The 15,699-nt window shown below is 68.2% G+C and carries 14 protein-coding genes; 12 read left to right on the top strand and 2 right to left on the bottom strand.

Translation table 11 applies throughout. The features are described 5' to 3' along the window. Positions 1-7 precede the first annotated feature (7 nt). Complete coding sequence (locus V5F66_RS03130) at positions 8-880, top strand: hypothetical protein (protein ID WP_012113569.1); 873 nt, start codon at positions 8-10, stop codon at positions 878-880. Positions 881-895: 15 nt separating this feature from the next. Further along, positions 896-1,288 (top strand): hypothetical protein, encoded by a 393-nt coding sequence (locus V5F66_RS03125; protein ID WP_012113568.1) that lies wholly within the window; start codon positions 896-898, stop codon positions 1,286-1,288. Positions 1,289-1,577: 289 nt separating this feature from the next. Here the strand turns inward: V5F66_RS03125 and V5F66_RS03120 are convergent, their stop codons facing one another. After that, complete coding sequence (locus tag V5F66_RS03120; protein ID WP_394003013.1) at positions 1,578-2,468, bottom strand: LysR substrate-binding domain-containing protein; 891 nt, start codon at positions 2,466-2,468, stop codon at positions 1,578-1,580. 109 nt (positions 2,469-2,577) lie between these two features. On the opposite strand from V5F66_RS03120, the gene V5F66_RS03115 reads away from it, so the two are divergent. The 10 genes from V5F66_RS03115 to V5F66_RS03070 all read left to right on the top strand — a co-directional run bounded on the left by V5F66_RS03115 (position 2,578) and on the right by V5F66_RS03070 (position 14,743). Then, positions 2,578-3,327, top strand: coding sequence for an SDR family NAD(P)-dependent oxidoreductase (locus V5F66_RS03115; RefSeq protein ID WP_041575268.1), 750 nt, complete (start codon positions 2,578-2,580; stop codon positions 3,325-3,327). 41 nt (positions 3,328-3,368) lie between these two features. Further along, positions 3,369-4,217 (top strand): transketolase, encoded by an 849-nt coding sequence (locus tag V5F66_RS03110; RefSeq protein WP_012113565.1) that lies wholly within the window; start codon positions 3,369-3,371, stop codon positions 4,215-4,217. Continuing rightward, positions 4,214-5,269, top strand: coding sequence for a transketolase family protein (locus tag V5F66_RS03105; protein ID WP_394093205.1), 1,056 nt, complete (start codon positions 4,214-4,216; stop codon positions 5,267-5,269). The genes V5F66_RS03110 and V5F66_RS03105 overlap by 4 nt, the downstream gene beginning before the upstream one ends. A gap of 170 nt (positions 5,270-5,439) precedes the next feature. Next, the gene (locus V5F66_RS03100; RefSeq protein WP_394049965.1) at positions 5,440-6,318 is read left to right on the top strand and encodes an NAD(P)-dependent oxidoreductase; all 879 of its coding nucleotides are present in this window, start codon (positions 5,440-5,442) and stop codon (positions 6,316-6,318) included. 106 nt (positions 6,319-6,424) lie between these two features. Further along, positions 6,425-7,462, top strand: coding sequence for a TRAP transporter substrate-binding protein (locus tag V5F66_RS03095; protein ID WP_394003007.1), 1,038 nt, complete (start codon positions 6,425-6,427; stop codon positions 7,460-7,462). A 61-nt stretch (positions 7,463-7,523) separates the two neighbouring features. Beyond that, complete coding sequence (locus V5F66_RS03090; RefSeq protein ID WP_049776106.1) at positions 7,524-9,383, top strand: TRAP transporter large permease; 1,860 nt, start codon at positions 7,524-7,526, stop codon at positions 9,381-9,383. Positions 9,384-9,560: 177 nt separating this feature from the next. Then, positions 9,561-11,516 carry a transketolase gene (gene tkt, locus V5F66_RS03085; RefSeq protein WP_394093292.1) on the top strand — a complete coding sequence of 652 codons (1,956 nt, stop codon included), beginning with the start codon at positions 9,561-9,563 and terminating at the stop codon, positions 11,514-11,516. After that, positions 11,513-12,502 (top strand): D-2-hydroxyacid dehydrogenase, encoded by a 990-nt coding sequence (locus tag V5F66_RS03080; RefSeq protein WP_394093204.1) that lies wholly within the window; start codon positions 11,513-11,515, stop codon positions 12,500-12,502. The genes tkt and V5F66_RS03080 overlap by 4 nt, the downstream gene beginning before the upstream one ends. Before the next feature lie 170 nt (positions 12,503-12,672). Continuing rightward, positions 12,673-13,344 carry a response regulator gene (locus V5F66_RS03075; protein ID WP_394093203.1) on the top strand — a complete coding sequence of 224 codons (672 nt, stop codon included), beginning with the start codon at positions 12,673-12,675 and terminating at the stop codon, positions 13,342-13,344. Continuing rightward, a complete protein-coding gene (locus V5F66_RS03070; protein WP_394049969.1) occupies positions 13,334-14,743 on the top strand; it encodes a sensor histidine kinase in 1,410 nt (469 codons plus the stop codon). The genes V5F66_RS03075 and V5F66_RS03070 overlap by 11 nt, the downstream gene beginning before the upstream one ends. Positions 14,744-14,798: 55 nt before the next feature. On the opposite strand, the gene V5F66_RS03065 is transcribed toward V5F66_RS03070, so the two are convergent. After that, on the bottom strand, positions 14,799-15,686 hold the full coding sequence (locus V5F66_RS03065) for an ABC transporter permease (protein WP_012113556.1): 888 nt from the start codon (positions 15,684-15,686) through the stop codon (positions 14,799-14,801). Positions 15,687-15,699 lie beyond the last annotated feature (13 nt).

Below are 15,699 nucleotides of genomic sequence, written 5' to 3'. Positions count from 1 at the left end.
CCCTGTCATGCAAAGGACACTTCCCAATCCGTCGGTCGAGATCGAAGCCCGCGCATGGCGCCTGCGCTTTCTCGATGCGCCCCCCAGCCAGGTGGCTGGTCTCGGTGAGGCGGACGTCTTCACGGTCGAGGAGCCGCGCAAGGTTTTCGTCGTCGCCGAGCCTGTAGATGCGACGGCTCCGCCATCGCGGTTTGATGACACCAGCGGACGCTCCCTCGCTTTGCTGTGGATGCCGCCTCTGGCGTTCGACGGCTGCGACAACGCCTGGCTGGAAGGCGTCCCGCTGGAGGGTCCGAAGGACGGGGGGCGTGTGGTTCGCGCGGGTTTGCGGACGGCACGGGTGGTCTGGACCAACGCCCGCGCGATCATCTACGCCAGCCCCGACCAGTTCGAGGACGCCCGCGACGCGCTCATCCGTTTCACGATCCTCGAACGCAACGTCTGCGACATCGAACGTCACATGCCCGAGGTGTGGGCTTCGATCAACCGGAACGTGAAGCTGACCCATACCATCCATCCCGGCGACCTCCGGCGCAATGGCACCAAAGTGGGCCGGATGACCGAGCTCGTGACCGAGATGAACAGCCAGGCGCTGCACAACGACTCCGCGCTTGAACAGCTCAATCCCACTCTCAGTCCAGGCTCGAAGCGGCTCTTCGCCGAACTCGCCCTTCAGGCCGATCTCTATGACCGCCTTGAAGCCCTCGCCGAACCCCTCGACTTCGCTTTCGAATATCACGAGGTCCTCAACACCCGGATCATCGAGGCGTCCCAATGGTCCAAGAGCAACTGGATCGAAATCTGGATCCTCGCGGTCCTGGTGCTGGAACTCGCCGCCACCGTCTATCCGCTCGTCGAGCAATTCGTCCCACACAACTGAAGAGGAGAGCGTGTCATGAGACTTCTCGCTGCTGCGGCCATTGCCGTTCTGGCGACATGCGCCCACGCTTCAGACTTCGAACTCACCGCCGATGAACTCCGCGCAAGGATGGTCGGCAACACCGTCGTCGGCATCGAGGATGGTGAATTCTATGCCGAATACCTGAGTCCCAACGGCATGATCTACGGTCGCAATCAACACGAGGCCTACCAGGGCTACTGGCGCATCGTCGGCAACAAGCTCTGCCTGGCCTACGATGAGGACAACGCGAAAAAGATCAGCTGGAGCTGTGTCTTCGTTGCATTGAGCGGCGACAAGATCATCTGGAACGACAACAACGAGGTATCCTACGCGCGGCTGCTTCCTGGGCGGGCAGAGAAGACTGCGGCTCGCGTATCGCGCAACTAGAATATCCAAGTTGCGCGAACGGTCATCACGTTCGCTCGAAAAATCAAGAGAGCCATTCCAGGAGAACGACATCGCAGTCGGATTGGAAATTGTCTCCTGACTTGGATCCAGAGGTGGATTGGCTATCCGGCGTGGTTCGACCTGAACACGTCCGGTTCCATTTCCCCTCCTCCCGAGCCCGCCGCAGCTCGGGAGCGAGCCCGGAGCATCGACGACCGTACTGTCGCAAGCCGTGTCGCGATGCTCCGGTGTCAGGGCGCGGGATCCGATCCGAGCGGCCTCGTGGACCTCACAGGGCGGGGGGTGGCTTCAGCCCCAGTTCCCGGGCCAGCCAGTCGGCGAAGATGCGGACCGCCTTGCGCGGCTTGGACTTTGCCGGAAAAACCAGGAAGTGGCCCAGGTAGCGCAAGTCATGCGCGACGCCGTCGAGGGGCGCCACCAACCGGCCGTCGGCGATCTCGCGTTCGGCGAGGCGAGTGGATTCCAGCGTCACGCCAAGCCCGTCCACCGCCGCCGCAATGGCCATGAAGCTGCGATCGAAGCGGCTGCCGCGCGGGCTCGGCGGGGCAAGGCCGTTGGCGAGAAACCACGCATTCCAGCGCAGCCTCTTGTGCTCGCTCTCGATCAGCGGATGGTCGTAGAGGTCCGCCGGGATGCGGATGCCGGCCGCCATCTCCGGCGCGCAGAGCGGGCGCACCGTCTCCTCGCCGAGGGGAATGACGGTGAGGCCCTCCTGCCGTGGCGGGCCGTAGCAGATGTCCGCATCAAATTCATCATTCAGGAAGCGCGGATAATCCGTGCTGGCGGACAGGCGGATGTCGAATCCCGGATGCTCGGCGATGAGCCCGCGCAGCCGTGGCATCAGCCACTGAGCCGCCATGCTGGGTGCGCAGTGCAGCCGCAGATGGTTACTGGCCCGGCCGCTGACCTGCTCGATGCCGTGCCGCAATTCGTCGAAGCCCGTGGAAACGCTAAGCTGAAGCGCCTCGCCCGCGGGATTGAGACGCACGATCCGCCCTTCCCGCTCAAACAGGGCGACCCCCATCAGGTCCTCCAGCTTGCGGATGGCGTGACTGACCGCGCTTGGAGAAATGGCGAGTTCCTCCGCTGCGGCGCGGAACGAGCCGGTGCGGGCGGCTGCCTCGAAGGCGCGCAGGGCGCCGAGTGGAAGAGCGTTCATGTTCCCTTAGATGAACTCAGTTCACCGGTTCGCGCAATTTTTGTGTTTTTCCCGGCTTAGAGCTTCCGACACACTCCGGCCAACCAAAATTGGATCGGGAGGACGTATCGTGCTGCTCAAGGGCAAGACCGCAGTCATTTCGGGGGGCGCCGGCGCGCGCGGCATCGGCTTTGCCACCGCCAAGACCTTCGCCGCCCAGGGCGCCCGCGTCGCCATTCTCGACCTCGACGCGGCCGGCGCCGCCAAGGCGGCCGCGGAGCTCGGCCCCGAACACGTGGGTATCGGCTGCGACGTGACCGACAAGGCCGACTGCGCCCGCGCCATCGGCGAGGTGCTCGCCGCCACCGGTCAGATCGACATCCTCATCAACAATGCGGGCATCACCCAGGCCATCAAGGTATGGGACATCGATCCCGAGAGCTGGGCCCGCATCCAGGATGTGAACCTGAAGGGCGTGCTTTATCTCAGCCAGGCAGTGATGCCGCACATGCGCGAGCGCAAGGCCGGCGCCATCGCCTGTATGTCGTCGGTCTCTGCCCAGCGCGGCGGCGGCATCCTCGGCGGCGCGCATTATTCCGCCGCCAAGGCCGGCGTGCTGGGGCTGGCGAAGGCCATGGCCCGCGAGCTGGGGGCTGACGGCATCCGTGTGAACTGCGTCACCCCCGGCCTGATCCAGACCGACATCAACGCCGGCAAGATCTCCGACGACGCCCGGGTGAAGATCCTGGAGAACATCCCGCTGAACCGGCTCGGCGTGCCGCAGGACGTGGCGAACATCTTCCTGTTCCTCGCCTCGGACCTGTCCGCCTACGTCACCGGCGCCGTGATCGACGTCAACGGCGGCATGCTCATCCACTGAGCGCTCCGGCGCTGCGGCGCCCAGCCTTCGAGGAAAACCAGATGACCATCGCAACTTCCGGCCACAACCGGCAGCTTGCCGAACGCGCGCACGCCATCCGGCGCCATGCGCTGCGCATGGGCGAGGTGCAGGGCCAGGGCTACATCGCGCAGGCGCTCGGCATCTCCGATGTTCTGGCGGCAGCCTATTTCCATGCCATGACCTATCGGGCCGAAGATCCGGACTGGGAAGGACGCGACCGCTTCCTGCTGTCCAACGGGCACTATGCCATCGCGCTCTATGCGGCGCTGATCGAGGCCGGCATCGTCCCTGAGGACGAGCTTGAGACCTACGGCTTCGACGACAGCCGGCTGCCCATGTCGGGCATGGCCAGCTACACGCCGGGCATGGAGATGTCGGGCGGCTCGCTCGGCCTTGGCCTCGCCATCGCCGTGGGCCGCTGCCTCGGCCTCAAGCGCAAGGGCTCCGACCGCCACGTCTACACCCTGTTCTCCGACGGTGAGCTGGACGAGGGCTCGGTGTGGGAGGCCATCATGTCGGCCGCCCACTTCCAGCTCGACAATCTCATCGCCGTGGTGGACGTCAACAACCAGCAGGCCGACGGGCCGTCCACCTCGGTGCTCGGCTTCGAGCCGCTGAAGGAGAAGCTGGAAGCCTTCGGCTGGTTCGTCTGCCGCGTGGACGGCAACGACCTCGAAGCGGTGCGCAAGGCCTTCGATGCGTGCAAGGCGCAATCGGGTGGCGGCAAGCCCAGCATGATCATCGCCGACACGCTGATGGGCAAGGGCGTGCCGTTCCTTGAGGCGCGCGAGAAGAACCACTTCATCCGCGTCGATGCCCACGAGTGGCAACTGGCGCTGGCCGCACTCGACGAGGGGAAGCCGTCATGAACCACGTAACCCGCAAGGCCGCCCCTGCCGCCCCTGCCGCCCCCCCTGCCGCCGCTGCTGCCGGCAAGCCCCGGCTGACCACCTCTGCGATGATCGCCTCCATCGCCGCCGAGGGACAGCGCACCAGGCCGGCCCCCTTCGGCCACGCCCTCGTCGCCCTCGCGCGCGAGAACCCGGCCGTCGTGGGCATGACGGCCGATCTCGGAAAATATACCGACCTGCACATCTTCTCGCAGGCCTTCCCCGAGCGCTTCCACCAGATGGGCATGGCCGAGCAGCTTCTGTTCGGCGCCGCCTCGGGGCTGGCCGCGGAGGGCTTCATGCCCTTCGCCACCACCTACGCCGTGTTCGCCTCGCGCCGGGCCTACGACTTCATCCACCAGACGATCGCGGAGGAAAACCGCAACGTGAAGATCGTCTGCGCGCTGCCGGGCCTCACCTCCGGCTATGGCCCCTCGCATCAGGCCGCGGAAGACCTCGCCCTGTTCCGGGCCATGCCCAACATGGTGGTGATCGACCCCTGCGACGCGCACGAGATCGAACAGGCGGTGCCGGTGATGGCGGCCCATGACGGGCCGGTCTACATGCGCCTGCTGCGCGGCCAGGTGCCGCTGGTGCTGGACGAGTACGGCTACACGTTCGAGCTCGGCAAGGCCAAGATGCTGCGCGACGGCCCGGATGCCCTGATCGTGTCCTCCGGAATCATGACCATGCGGGCCCTGGAGGCGGCGGTCCTGCTGCGCCAGGACAAGGTCGAGGTCGCGGTGCTTCACGTGCCCACCATCAAGCCCCTCGACGAGGCGACCATCGTGGAGGCGGCGCGCAAGAGTGGCCGCCCGGTGATCGTGGCGGAGAACCACACCGTCATCGGCGGCCTCGGCGAGGCCGTGGCGGGCGCGCTGCTGCGCTCAGGCGTGGCGCCGGCAGGCTTCCACCAGATCGGCCTGCCCGACACCTTCCTCGATGCCGGCGCCCTGCCGACCCTCCACGACCGATACGGCATCTCCGCAGCAGCCGTCGCGGAACAGGTCAAGGGCTGGACCGGCCGCTAGCGCGGTTTCTTCAAGCGGACCGATGTCCGCTTCGCCTGGAAATGCGCCAGGCCACCATCGATCCGGGAAGGGACCCGCCCCTTCCCGCCCGATCCGCCGGAGAGCGGACGGTCCAGGCAAACGAAATCGCCCAAGAAAGACATGGCCCAAAGCGGCCTAGGGGAGGAAGAATGACGACCATCGGCTTCATCGGTCTCGGCTCCATGGGCCTGCCCATGGCGCGCAACCTCGTGGCGCGGGGATTCGAGGTCACCGGCTTCGACCTGCGGGCCGAGGCCCGCAACGCCCTCGTGGCGGCGGGCGGCAAGGCTGCCGACACCGCCGCGGCCGCCTGCGCCGGGGCGGACATGGCCGTGCTGATGGTGGTGAACATCGCCCAGGCCCGCGACGTGCTGTTCACTGGCGGCGTGCTCGATGCTCTCGCCCCCGGCGCTGCGGTCCAGCTCATGTCCACCTGCCCGCCGGCAGCGGTGGCCGAGGTGGCGGCAGAGGTGGAAGCGCGGGGCTTCACCTTCGTCGATGCCCCGGTTTCGGGCGGAGTGGTGGGCGCGACCGCCGGCTCCCTCACCATCATGGTGGGCGCCGGCGATGCCGCTTTCGCCCGCGCCAAGCCGGCGCTCGACGCCATGGGCGCCAAGGTGGTGCATGTGGGCAAGGACGCTGGACAGGGCGCCACCGCGAAGGTGGTGAACCAGCTGTTGTGCGGCGCCCATCTCGCCGTCGCGGCGGAAGCCCTGTCGCTGGCCGAGCGGCTGGGCGTGGACACCACCGCCATGCTCGACATTCTCGGCGGATCGGCGGCTTCAAGCTGGATGCTGCGCGATCGCGGTCCCCGCATGCTGGAAGCCGACCCAACCGTCACCAGCGCCGTGGACATCTTCGTGAAGGATCTTGGCCTCGTGCTGGAGGCCGGACGCGAGGCCAAGGCCGCCCTGCCCATGGCAGCCCTCGCCCACCAGATGTTCCTCTCCGTCTCCGGCCGCGGCCTCGGCGCCGCCGACGACAGCCAGGTCATCCGCGCCTATCGCAGCCTGCAGGGCCGGGACTGACCCGCCGGCCGCCTCCGCCGACACGCCAAACGCCGACCACCCAAACGCCGACCGCCAACGCGCGGAACATCAAGAAGGCCGCACAGCGGCCACAAGGGAGAAACACATGACCAATACGCCCGCCTCCAAGGGCCTTGCGCAGGGTCTCACCCGCCGCACCCTGCTGACCGCAGCTGCCGCGATCCCGCTCGCCGGCATCATCACCCGCGCCCGCGCCGCCGAGTTCACCTACAAGCTCGCCACCGGGCAGGACCCGACCCATCCGGTGAACAAGCGCGCCCAGGAAGCCGCGCAGCGCATTCTGGAGGCCACCTCCGGCCGGCTGGAAATCAAGGTGTTCCCGGCCAACCAGCTCGGTTCGGACACCGACCTGCTCACCCAGGTGCGTTCCGGCGGCGTGGAGCTGTTCAACCTCTCCGCCTCGATTCTCGCCACGCTGGTGCCGGTCGCCGGTATCGTGAACACCGGTTTTGCCTTCCCGGACTACGACACGGTGTGGAAGTCTGTGGATGGCGGCCTCGGCACCTACATCCGCGAGCAGATCGCCAAGGCCGGGCTCGTCGCCCCCATCAAGTTCTGGGACAACGGCTTCCGGCAGGTGACCTCCTCCACCCGCGAGATCAGGACGCCCGAGGACATGAAGGGCTTCAAGATCCGCGTCCCGCCGGCGCCCATGCTTACCTCGGTGTTCAAGTCGCTGGGGGCGGGCGCGACGCCGATCAACTTCAACGAGCTGTATTCCGCGCTTCAGACCAAGGTGGTGGAAGGGCAGGAGAACCCGCTCGCCATCATCTCCTCTGCCCGTCTCTACGAAGTGCAGAAGTCCTGCTCCATGACCGGCCATGTGTGGGACGGCTACCTCATCCTCGGCAACCGCCGCGCCTTCGCCGCCCTGCCCGAGGACCTTCGCACCATCCTGGTGCGCGAGTTCGACCGCTCCGGCGCCGACGAGCGGGCCGACATCGCCGCGCTCAGCCAGTCGCTCCGGGCCGACCTGACGGCCAAGGGCATCACCTTCATCGACGTGGACCGCGAACCCTTCCGCAAGACGCTTGCCGAGACTTCCTTCTATGCCGATTGGCGTGCCAAATACGGCAACGAAGCCTGGTCGCTCCTTGAGGCGTCCGTCGGCAAGCTGGGGTGACGTCATGGATCGCGCAATCACGGACCCGGTAATCACCGAGCCGAATATGGCTCATACCCATATGCTGGCCCCGGACGAGCCGGCCGGCGGCTGGCGCAGGGGCGTGCTCAAGGTGGAGCGCGCTCTGATCAAGATGGTGGAGATTCCGGCGGCACTCCTGGTGCTGGCGGAAGTGGTGGTGCTCTTCGTCGGCGTGGTGATGCGCTACTTCGTGCATTCGCCCATCGTCTGGTCGGACGAGCTGGCCTCGGTCCTGTTCATCTGGCTGGCCATGCTGGGCTCCGTGGTGGCGCTCCAGCGCGGTGAGCACATGCGCATGACCGCGCTGGTGGGGGCGCTGCCCCTGCCGAAGCGCGCGGTGCTGGAAACGCTAGCCGTCGCCGCCCCGCTCATCTTCCTCGTGGCCATGCTCCATCCCAGCCTGGAATATGCCGAGGACGAGATGTTCGTCACCCTGCCCGCCCTCGACGTGCCCAATACGTGGAAAGCGGCGGCACTGCCGGTGGGCCTCGCGCTCATGGGCATCGTCGCGATGCTCAAGCTCGTCCGCAACGCCAACCCCATGCAGGTGGCGGGCGTCATCGCCTTCCTGGCGGCGCTGACCGCCGTGGGCATCCTCGGCACGCCGGTTCTGAAGACGCTGGGCAACATCAACCTCGTGATCTTCTTCGTCGGCCTGGTGGCGGCGGGGGTGTTCGCGGGGGTGCCCATCGCCTTCTCCTTTGGCCTCGCCACGCTCGCCTATCTCTCCTTCACCACCAATGCCCCGCTGACGGTGGTGGTGGGCCGCATGGACGAGGGCATGAGCCACCTCATCCTGCTCTCGGTGCCGCTGTTCGTGTTCCTCGGCATGCTGATCGAGATGACCGGCATGGCGCGGGCCATGGTGGGCTTCCTCGCGAGCCTCCTCGGCCATGTGCGGGGCGGCCTGTCCTACGTGCTGATCGGCGCCATGTATCTCGTCTCGGGCATTTCCGGCTCCAAGGCGGCGGACATGGCGGCGGTGACCCCGGTGCTGTTCCCGGAGATGATCAAGCGCGGCGCCAAGCCCGGCGACCTCGTGGCCCTTCTGGCCGCCACCGGCGCGCAGACCGAGACCATCCCGCCAAGCCTGGTGCTCATCACCATCGGCTCGGTCACCGGCGTGTCCATCGCCGCCCTGTTCGCCGGCGGCCTGATGCCCGCCGTCGTGCTCGGCGTCATGCTGTGTATCCTGGTGCGCTGGCGCTACCGCAACGAGGACCTGTCCGGCGTGCGCCGGGCGAGCAGGACGGAAATCCTGCGCGCCCTCGCCATCGCCGTGCCGGCCATCGCCTTGCCGTTCGTCATCCGCGCCGCGGTGATGGAAGGCATCGCCACCGCCACCGAGGTCTCCACCATCGGCATCGTCTATTCGGTGGTGGTGGGACTGCTGATCTACCGGCAGTTCGACTTCAAGCGGCTGATGCCCATGCTCACCGCCACGGCGGCGCTCTCGGGTGCCATCCTGCTGATCATCGGCGCGGCCACCGGCATGGCCTGGGCGCTCACCCAGTCCGGCTTCTCCCAGGAACTGGCGCGGGTGATGGGCGGCCTGCCCGGCGGGGCGGCGACCTTCATGGTGGTGTCTATCGTCGCCTTCATCATCCTGGGATCGGTGCTGGAGGGCATCCCGGCCATCGTGCTGTTCGGGCCGCTGCTGTTCCCCATCGCACGCAGCATGGGCATCCATGAAGTCCACTATGCCATGGTGGTCATCCTCTCCATGGGCCTCGGCCTGTTCGCCCCGCCCTTCGGCGTCGGCTACTACTGCGCCACGGCCATCGGCGGGGTCAGCCCCGACGCCGGCATGAAGCCCATCGTCGGCTACATGGCCGCCCTGCTCATCGGCCTCGCGCTGGTCGCGGCCGTGCCGTGGTTCTCCATCGGCTTCCTGCCCTGATCTCCCTTTGATGCGCCGGGGCGCGTGCCCCGGCGCCAGCCAAGGTCGCTCACCATGTCGCTCATTGCCTCCACTGGCTTCGCCGAAGCCGGTAACGCCGTCGCGCGCCCGAATTCCGGAGACGGCACCCCATCCGCTCGCCTGAACTCCGGGGACGGCTTCGCTTCCGCTCGCCGTATGGCCGACGCCATCCGCTTCCTCGCCCTCGACGCCATCGCCAAGGCCGAGGATGGCCATCCCGGCGCGCCGCTGGGTGGGGCGGAACTCGCCACGGCGCTGTTCACCCGCCACTTCAAATGCAATCCGGCCGACCCGGCATGGTTCGACCGCGACCGCTTCGTGCTGTCGAACGGCCACGGCTCCATGCTGATCTATGCCGTGCTCCACCTCGCCGGCTATGCGGGCATGCCCATGGAGGAGATCCGCCGCTTCCGCGAGCTGGGCGCCCACACCCACGGCCACCCCGAGCGCGACGTGGCGCTCGGCATCGAGGTCACCACCGGGCCGCTGGGCCAGGGCATCGCCAATGCGGTGGGGATGGCGGTTGCGGAAGCCTTCCTGTCCGCCACCTACGGCCCCGAGCTGGTGGATCACCGCACCTATGCGGTGGTCGGCGACGGCTGCCTGATGGAGGGCATCGCCCATGAGGTGATCTCGCTGGCCGGCCACCTGAAGCTCGGCAAGCTCACCTTCCTGTGGGACGACAACCGCATGACCGACGATGGCGGCACGCACTTCGCCATCTCCGAGGACGTGCGCGCCCGCTTCCGCATCGCCGGCTGGCAGGTGATCGACGTCGACGGACACGACGTGGAGGCGGTGAGCGCCGCCCTCATCCTCGCCCACCAGGATCCGCGCCCGACCATGATCGCCTGCACCACCGTGCTGGGCAAAGGCCTGCCGCGCCTCGAAGGCAAGCGCGGCGCCCACGGCGGACGGGTGTTCCCTGAGGATGTGGTGGAAGCCCGCGCCGCCGCCGGCTGGACCCACGGCCCGTTCGAGGTGCCGCAGGATGTCGCCGCCGCATGGCAGGCCGGCACCGGCGAGCGCAATCGCCCCGCCTATGAGGCCTGGCAGGCCCGCGTCGCCGCCTTGCCGGCCGACAAGCGCGCCGAGTTTGAGCGGCTGGTCCGCGACGAACTGCCGGCGGGCGCGCTGTCGGCGCTTTCCGCCCATGCCGAGGCCCTCGCGGCGGCGGCCCCCGCGCAGTCCTCCAACCAGTCCACCGCCGACATCGTGGACCTGCTCGCCGGCCTCGTGCCCGAGCTGCTGCCTGGCGCGCCGGATCTGGAAGGCCCCACCAACTGCAAGCGCGGGCTCGACGCCTTCACCGCCGAAAACCCGGCCGGGCGCTACATCCACTATGGCATCCGCGAGCATGCCATGGGGTCCATGATGAACGGCATGGTGGCCCATGGCGGCGTGCTGCCCCTGGGCGCGACCTATCTGGTGTTCTCCGACTACATGCGCCCATCCTTGCGCATGTCCGCGCTGATGGAGCTGCCGGTCATTACACTCTACAGCCACGACAGCATCGGCATCGGCAAGAACGGGCCGACCCACCAGCCGGTGGAGTTCCTCGCGTCGCTGCGCGCCATGCCCAACATGGCGGTGTTCCGTCCCGCCGACGCGGTGGAGACCGCCGAATGCTGGCAGCTGGCGCTCGCCCGCCGCGACGGCCCCTCCTCCATCATCTGCTCCCGGCAGGCCCTTCCGGCCCAGCGCAGCGACGCTGGCGAGAACCGCTCCGCCCGCGGCGCCTACGTGCTGCGCGCGGCCGAGGGCGGCCCACGCCGGGTGACGCTGATCGCCACCGGCTCGGAGGTGGACGTGGCGGTGAAGGCGCGCGATCTTCTCCAGGCGGAGGGCATTCCCACCGCCGTGGTTTCGATGCCCTGCTGGGAGATCTTCGGAGAGCAGGACGAGGCCTATGTGTGGGAGGTCCTCGGGCCGGGCACGGTGCGGGTTGCGGTGGAGGCGGCGGTGAAGCTGGGCTGGGAACGCTGGATCGGCGCGGACGGCGCCTTCGTGGGGATGAACAGCTTCGGTGCCTCGGGACCGGCCGACGAGTTGTTCCGCCATTTCGGCATCACCCCCGCCGCCGTGGCGGATGCGGCGCGGGCGCGGCTGTGAACGCGCCCTTCCCGCCCCTGGGCCGTGTCCCGCGCATCGTCTTCCTCGATCGCGAGACGCTGGCGCCGGCCGTGACGCTCGCGCGCCCGGCCTTCGCCCACGACTGGGTGGAATTCGACCGCACCGCGCCGGCCGAACTGATGGAGCGGGCCCGCGATGCGGACATCCTGATCCTCAACAAGGTGCGGCTCGACGCCGACACCATCGCCGGGCTGCCGCGCCTCGCTTTGGTCGCGGTGGCGGCCACCGGCACCGACTGCGTGGACAAGGCCGCCTGCGCTGCCGCCGGCATCGTGGTCAGCAACGTGCGCGGCTATGCGAAGGCAAGCGTGCCGGAGCACACCTTCGCCCTCATCCTCGCCCTGTCGCGGGCCATCGGCCCCTATGCGGCGGATGTGAAGGCCGGTGCATGGCAGGCGGCGGGGCAATTCTGCTTCCACACCCATCCCATCATCGATTTGCACGGCCGGCGCCTCGGCATCTTCGGCTCGGGGGATCTCGGCCAGCAGGTGGCGGCGCTTGGCCGCGCGTTCGGCATGGAGCCGGTGTTCGCCGGCCGCAAGGGCGCGGGCGAGGCCCGCCCCGGCTACATGCCGTTCACCGAGGTGATCGAGACCGCGGACGTGCTCACCCTCCACTGCCCGCTGACGCTCGAGACGCGGGGATTGATCGGCGCTGAGGAGTTCGCCCGCATGGGCCGGCGGCCCCTCCTCGTGAACACCGCCCGTGGTGGCCTTATTGACGAGGAGGCGCTGATCGCGGCGCTCGACGCCGGCCAGGTGGCGGGCGCCGGCATCGACGTGGCCATGCCCGAGCCGCCCCCCGCCGACAGCGCGGTGATGCGCCTCGCCCACCATCCGAAAGCCATCGTGACGCCCCATGTGGCCTGGGCCTCCATGGAAGCGCAGCAGGCGCTGGCGGACCAGCTCATCGCCAATATCGAGGCCTTCGCCGCCGGCCGCCCGGTGAACGTGGCAACGCCGTAGATCGGAGGAAACGCCCTTCCCGGCGGTCGGACGCTGCATTTTCCCAATGGACCATGAGCTTTTCCCATGGTCCATTGGTCAAGCCCGCGCGGCGCCTGAGCGTGGCCCTCTCGGCATCGGTCGAAGACCGAGGCCGTTGGCACTAGTCTGCCCGCCGGGACAGGAAACCCATGCGACTTCTTCTGGTTGAGGACAATCTGGAGCTTGCCGGCTGGCTGGCGAAGATCCTGCGGCAGGACAATTACGTGGTCGATGTCTTCCACGACGGGGAAGAGGCCGACCACGCGCTCGCCGTTGCCGCCTATGATCTTGTCATCCTCGACCTCACGCTGCCGAAGATCAACGGCATGCAGCTGCTGCGCCGCATCCGCAGCCGCAAGGATACGGTGCCGGTCATCATCCTCACCGCCAATGCGAGCCTCGACGGCCGCGTCGCCGGCCTGGACGAAGGGGCGGACGACTATCTCGCCAAGCCCTTCGACATCGCCGAGCTCGAAGCCCGCATACGCGTGCAGCTGCGCCGCTCGGCGCGGCGGCCGGACCCGGTGATCAGCTGCGGCGCGCTGGCTTTCGATACCAATACCCGCCTGTTCGCCCTCTCCGGCACCCCGCTCGCCCTCACCCCGCGCGAGCATGCGGTGCTGGAGATGCTGCTCATGAAATCGGGGCAGACCGTCAGCAAGGCCCAGCTCTCCCAGAGCATCTTCGGCCTCGACGACCTTGCCGATCCCAGCGCCATCGAGATCTATGTGCACCGCGTGCGCAAGAAGCTGGAGGGCAGCGACGCGCGCATCGTCACCCTGCGCGGCCTCGGCTACCTGCTCCAGCACGATGCGCATTGAGAGCCTGCGCCTCCAGCTCCTGTGCTGGCTGCTGCTGCCGCTGGCGGGGCTGGTGGCGCTCAACGTGTGGACCAGCGGACGGCAGGCCCGCGCCACCGCCGACCTCGTCACCGACCGCACGCTGGATGCCTCCGTCCGCGCCATCGCCGAGGATGTGCGCCTCGACCGCGGGGTCATCGACGCCACCATCCCGCCGGTGGCGCTGGAGATGTTCGATACCGGCCACCGCGACCGGGTCTTTTACCGCGTGGACACGGCGGAAGGACGGCTCCTGACCGGATATCCGGACCTGCCCCGGCCGAAGGCGACGCCGAAGGAAGGCGTTCCCCTGCACTTCTCCGCCCCCTATCGCGACCAGCATCTGCGCCTTGCCGCGCTCCAGTATCCGGTTGTGGGCGCCCATGACGGCGAACGCGTAACCGTTGTGGTCGGCGTGACTCTGGCAGGGCACGCCGCCATGGTGCGCGAATTGTGGGTGGGCGGCTTCAGCCAGCAGTTGGTGCTGCTCGCCGCCGCAGGCCTCCTCGTGCTGGTGGGCTTGCGCCAGGGCCTCGCGCCACTGCTGCGCCTGCGCGACACGGTGATGAACAAGGGCCGCGACGACCTCGCCCCCATCCCCGACGCGGCGGTGCAGAGCGAGCTGCGGCCGCTGGTCGCCGCCCTCAACACCTATATGGCCCGTGTGGAAGGGCAGATGGCGGCTCAGCGCCGCTTCGTCGCCAATGCGGCGCACCAGTTGCGCACGCCGCTGGCGCTGCTCGCCACCCAGGTCACCTATGCCCGTCGCACCCCGGACGCGGCCGAGCGCGAGGAGGCCCTGTCCGGCGTTCAGGAGAGCACGCGGCGCCTCGCCCGCCTCGCCAGCCAGTTGCTTACCCTGTCCCGCTCGGAACCCGGCAGCCGACGGCCGCGCGACGAGGAGATCGACCTTTCAGCGTCCGCCAGGCTCGTGCTGGAAGGGCTGGTGGACCTCGCCATCGAGCGCGGCATCGACCTCGCCCTGGACGCGGATGCGCCCGTGCTCACCCGGGGCGACGGCGCCATGACCCGCGAGGCCATCGTGAATCTGGTGGAGAACGCCCTGCGCTATACCCCCGCCGGCGGCAGCGTCGCGGTGAGCGTGCGCGCGGAGGACGACTGGGCCGTGCTGGCGGTGGAGGATTCCGGGCCGGGCATCCCACCGCAGGAGCGCGACAAGGTGTGGGAGCGGTTCTACCGGGTGCCGGGCACGCCCGGCGAGGGCTCCGGCATCGGCCTGTCCATCGTGCGGGAGGTGGTGGACGGCGCCGGCGGTATGCTCAGCCTCGGCACGGCGGAGGCGGGTGGGCTGAAGGTGGAAATGCGGCTACCGGCAGCTTCCACCGCCGGCAGGCTGGAGGACGGTATCCGGGGCGCCTGACCGCCAGACCGGATGCCACCGCTCGCAGGGAAGGTCGCCGATGGTGACCCGTTCCTCAGTTCTGCTCGCTGTAGGGCACGGGCCGCCACTTCACGAGCCGGTTCTCCACAAGGGTGATGAGGAATTCCATCACCAGTGCCAGCACGGCGAGGATGATCATGGCCGCGAACACACCGTTGGCGTTGAACGCGCCCTGCGCCGTGGCGATGAGCAGGCCCACGCCCTGCTTCGCCCCCAGGAACTCGCCCACCACGGCACCCACCAGCGCGAAGCCGAAGGAGACGTGCAGGGACGCGAGGATCCAGCTCATGGCCGAGGGGATGATGACCGAGGTGGTGATCTGGAACGGCGAGGCACCGAGGATCTGGGCGTTGGCGATCATGGCCCGGTCGGCCTCGCGCACGCCCTGGAACGCGTTGGCGAACACCACGAAGAACACCATCACCACCGCAAGGGCCACCTTCGACGCCATGCCGAGGCCCAGTGCGATGATGAAGATGGAGCCCAGCACCACGCGCGGGATGGAGTTCGCGATCTTGATGTAGATGGAGAACACGTCCGCCAAGAGCTTGTTGCGGCCCAGCACGATGCCGCAGACGATGCCGCCCGCGGCGCCGATGAAAAAGCCGAGCACGGTCTCTTCCAGCGTGACCAGAATTTGCACCCACAGCGAGCCCTGCGAGGTGCCCTCGGTCATCCACACCCAGATCTGCTCGGCGATGCCCGAGGGGCTGGCGAAGAAGAAGGGATCGATGAAACCGGTCTGCGCCCCCAGCTCCCAGATGCCCAGCACCGCCACCAGGATGGCGATGCGCAGGGAAATGACGAGGGTGCGCCGGGCCTTGAGGCGGGCGCGAGCCTTGGCCTCGATCTCGGCTTCGGTGGGGATAGCGCGGGGGGCCGCCTTGAACGGGGCGGACGGGGCTTCTGCCTGCATGGTCATTGTATGTCCTCCC

It is taken from the genome of Xanthobacter versatilis, from assembly GCF_043193975.1.
Classification (GTDB): Bacteria; Pseudomonadota; Alphaproteobacteria; order Rhizobiales; family Xanthobacteraceae; genus Xanthobacter; species Xanthobacter autotrophicus_E.
The sequence above is the reverse complement of the archived record's forward strand: the minus strand, read 5'-3'. Positions and strand labels throughout refer to the sequence as shown.

What these genes read in the sequence shown, in the direction of transcription:
- V5F66_RS03130 (WP_012113569.1), top strand. Translation starts at nt 8, where the DNA reads ATGCAAAGGACACTTCCCAATCCGTCGGTCGAGATCGAAGCCCGCGCA.
- V5F66_RS03125 (WP_012113568.1), top strand. Translation starts at nt 896, where the DNA reads ATGAGACTTCTCGCTGCTGCGGCCATTGCCGTTCTGGCGACATGCGCC.
- V5F66_RS03120 (WP_394003013.1), bottom strand. Translation starts at nt 2,468, where the DNA reads ATGAACGCTCTTCCACTCGGCGCCCTGCGCGCCTTCGAGGCAGCCGCC.
- V5F66_RS03110 (WP_012113565.1), top strand. Translation starts at nt 3,369, where the DNA reads ATGACCATCGCAACTTCCGGCCACAACCGGCAGCTTGCCGAACGCGCG.
- V5F66_RS03105 (WP_394093205.1), top strand. Translation starts at nt 4,214, where the DNA reads ATGAACCACGTAACCCGCAAGGCCGCCCCTGCCGCCCCTGCCGCCCCC.
- V5F66_RS03100 (WP_394049965.1), top strand. Translation starts at nt 5,440, where the DNA reads ATGACGACCATCGGCTTCATCGGTCTCGGCTCCATGGGCCTGCCCATG.
- V5F66_RS03095 (WP_394003007.1), top strand. Translation starts at nt 6,425, where the DNA reads ATGACCAATACGCCCGCCTCCAAGGGCCTTGCGCAGGGTCTCACCCGC.
- V5F66_RS03090 (WP_049776106.1), top strand. Translation starts at nt 7,524, where the DNA reads ATGCTGGCCCCGGACGAGCCGGCCGGCGGCTGGCGCAGGGGCGTGCTC.
- tkt (WP_394093292.1), top strand. Translation starts at nt 9,561, where the DNA reads ATGGCCGACGCCATCCGCTTCCTCGCCCTCGACGCCATCGCCAAGGCC.
- V5F66_RS03075 (WP_394093203.1), top strand. Translation starts at nt 12,673, where the DNA reads ATGCGACTTCTTCTGGTTGAGGACAATCTGGAGCTTGCCGGCTGGCTG.
- V5F66_RS03070 (WP_394049969.1), top strand. Translation starts at nt 13,334, where the DNA reads ATGCGCATTGAGAGCCTGCGCCTCCAGCTCCTGTGCTGGCTGCTGCTG.
- V5F66_RS03065 (WP_012113556.1), bottom strand. Translation starts at nt 15,686, where the DNA reads ATGACCATGCAGGCAGAAGCCCCGTCCGCCCCGTTCAAGGCGGCCCCC.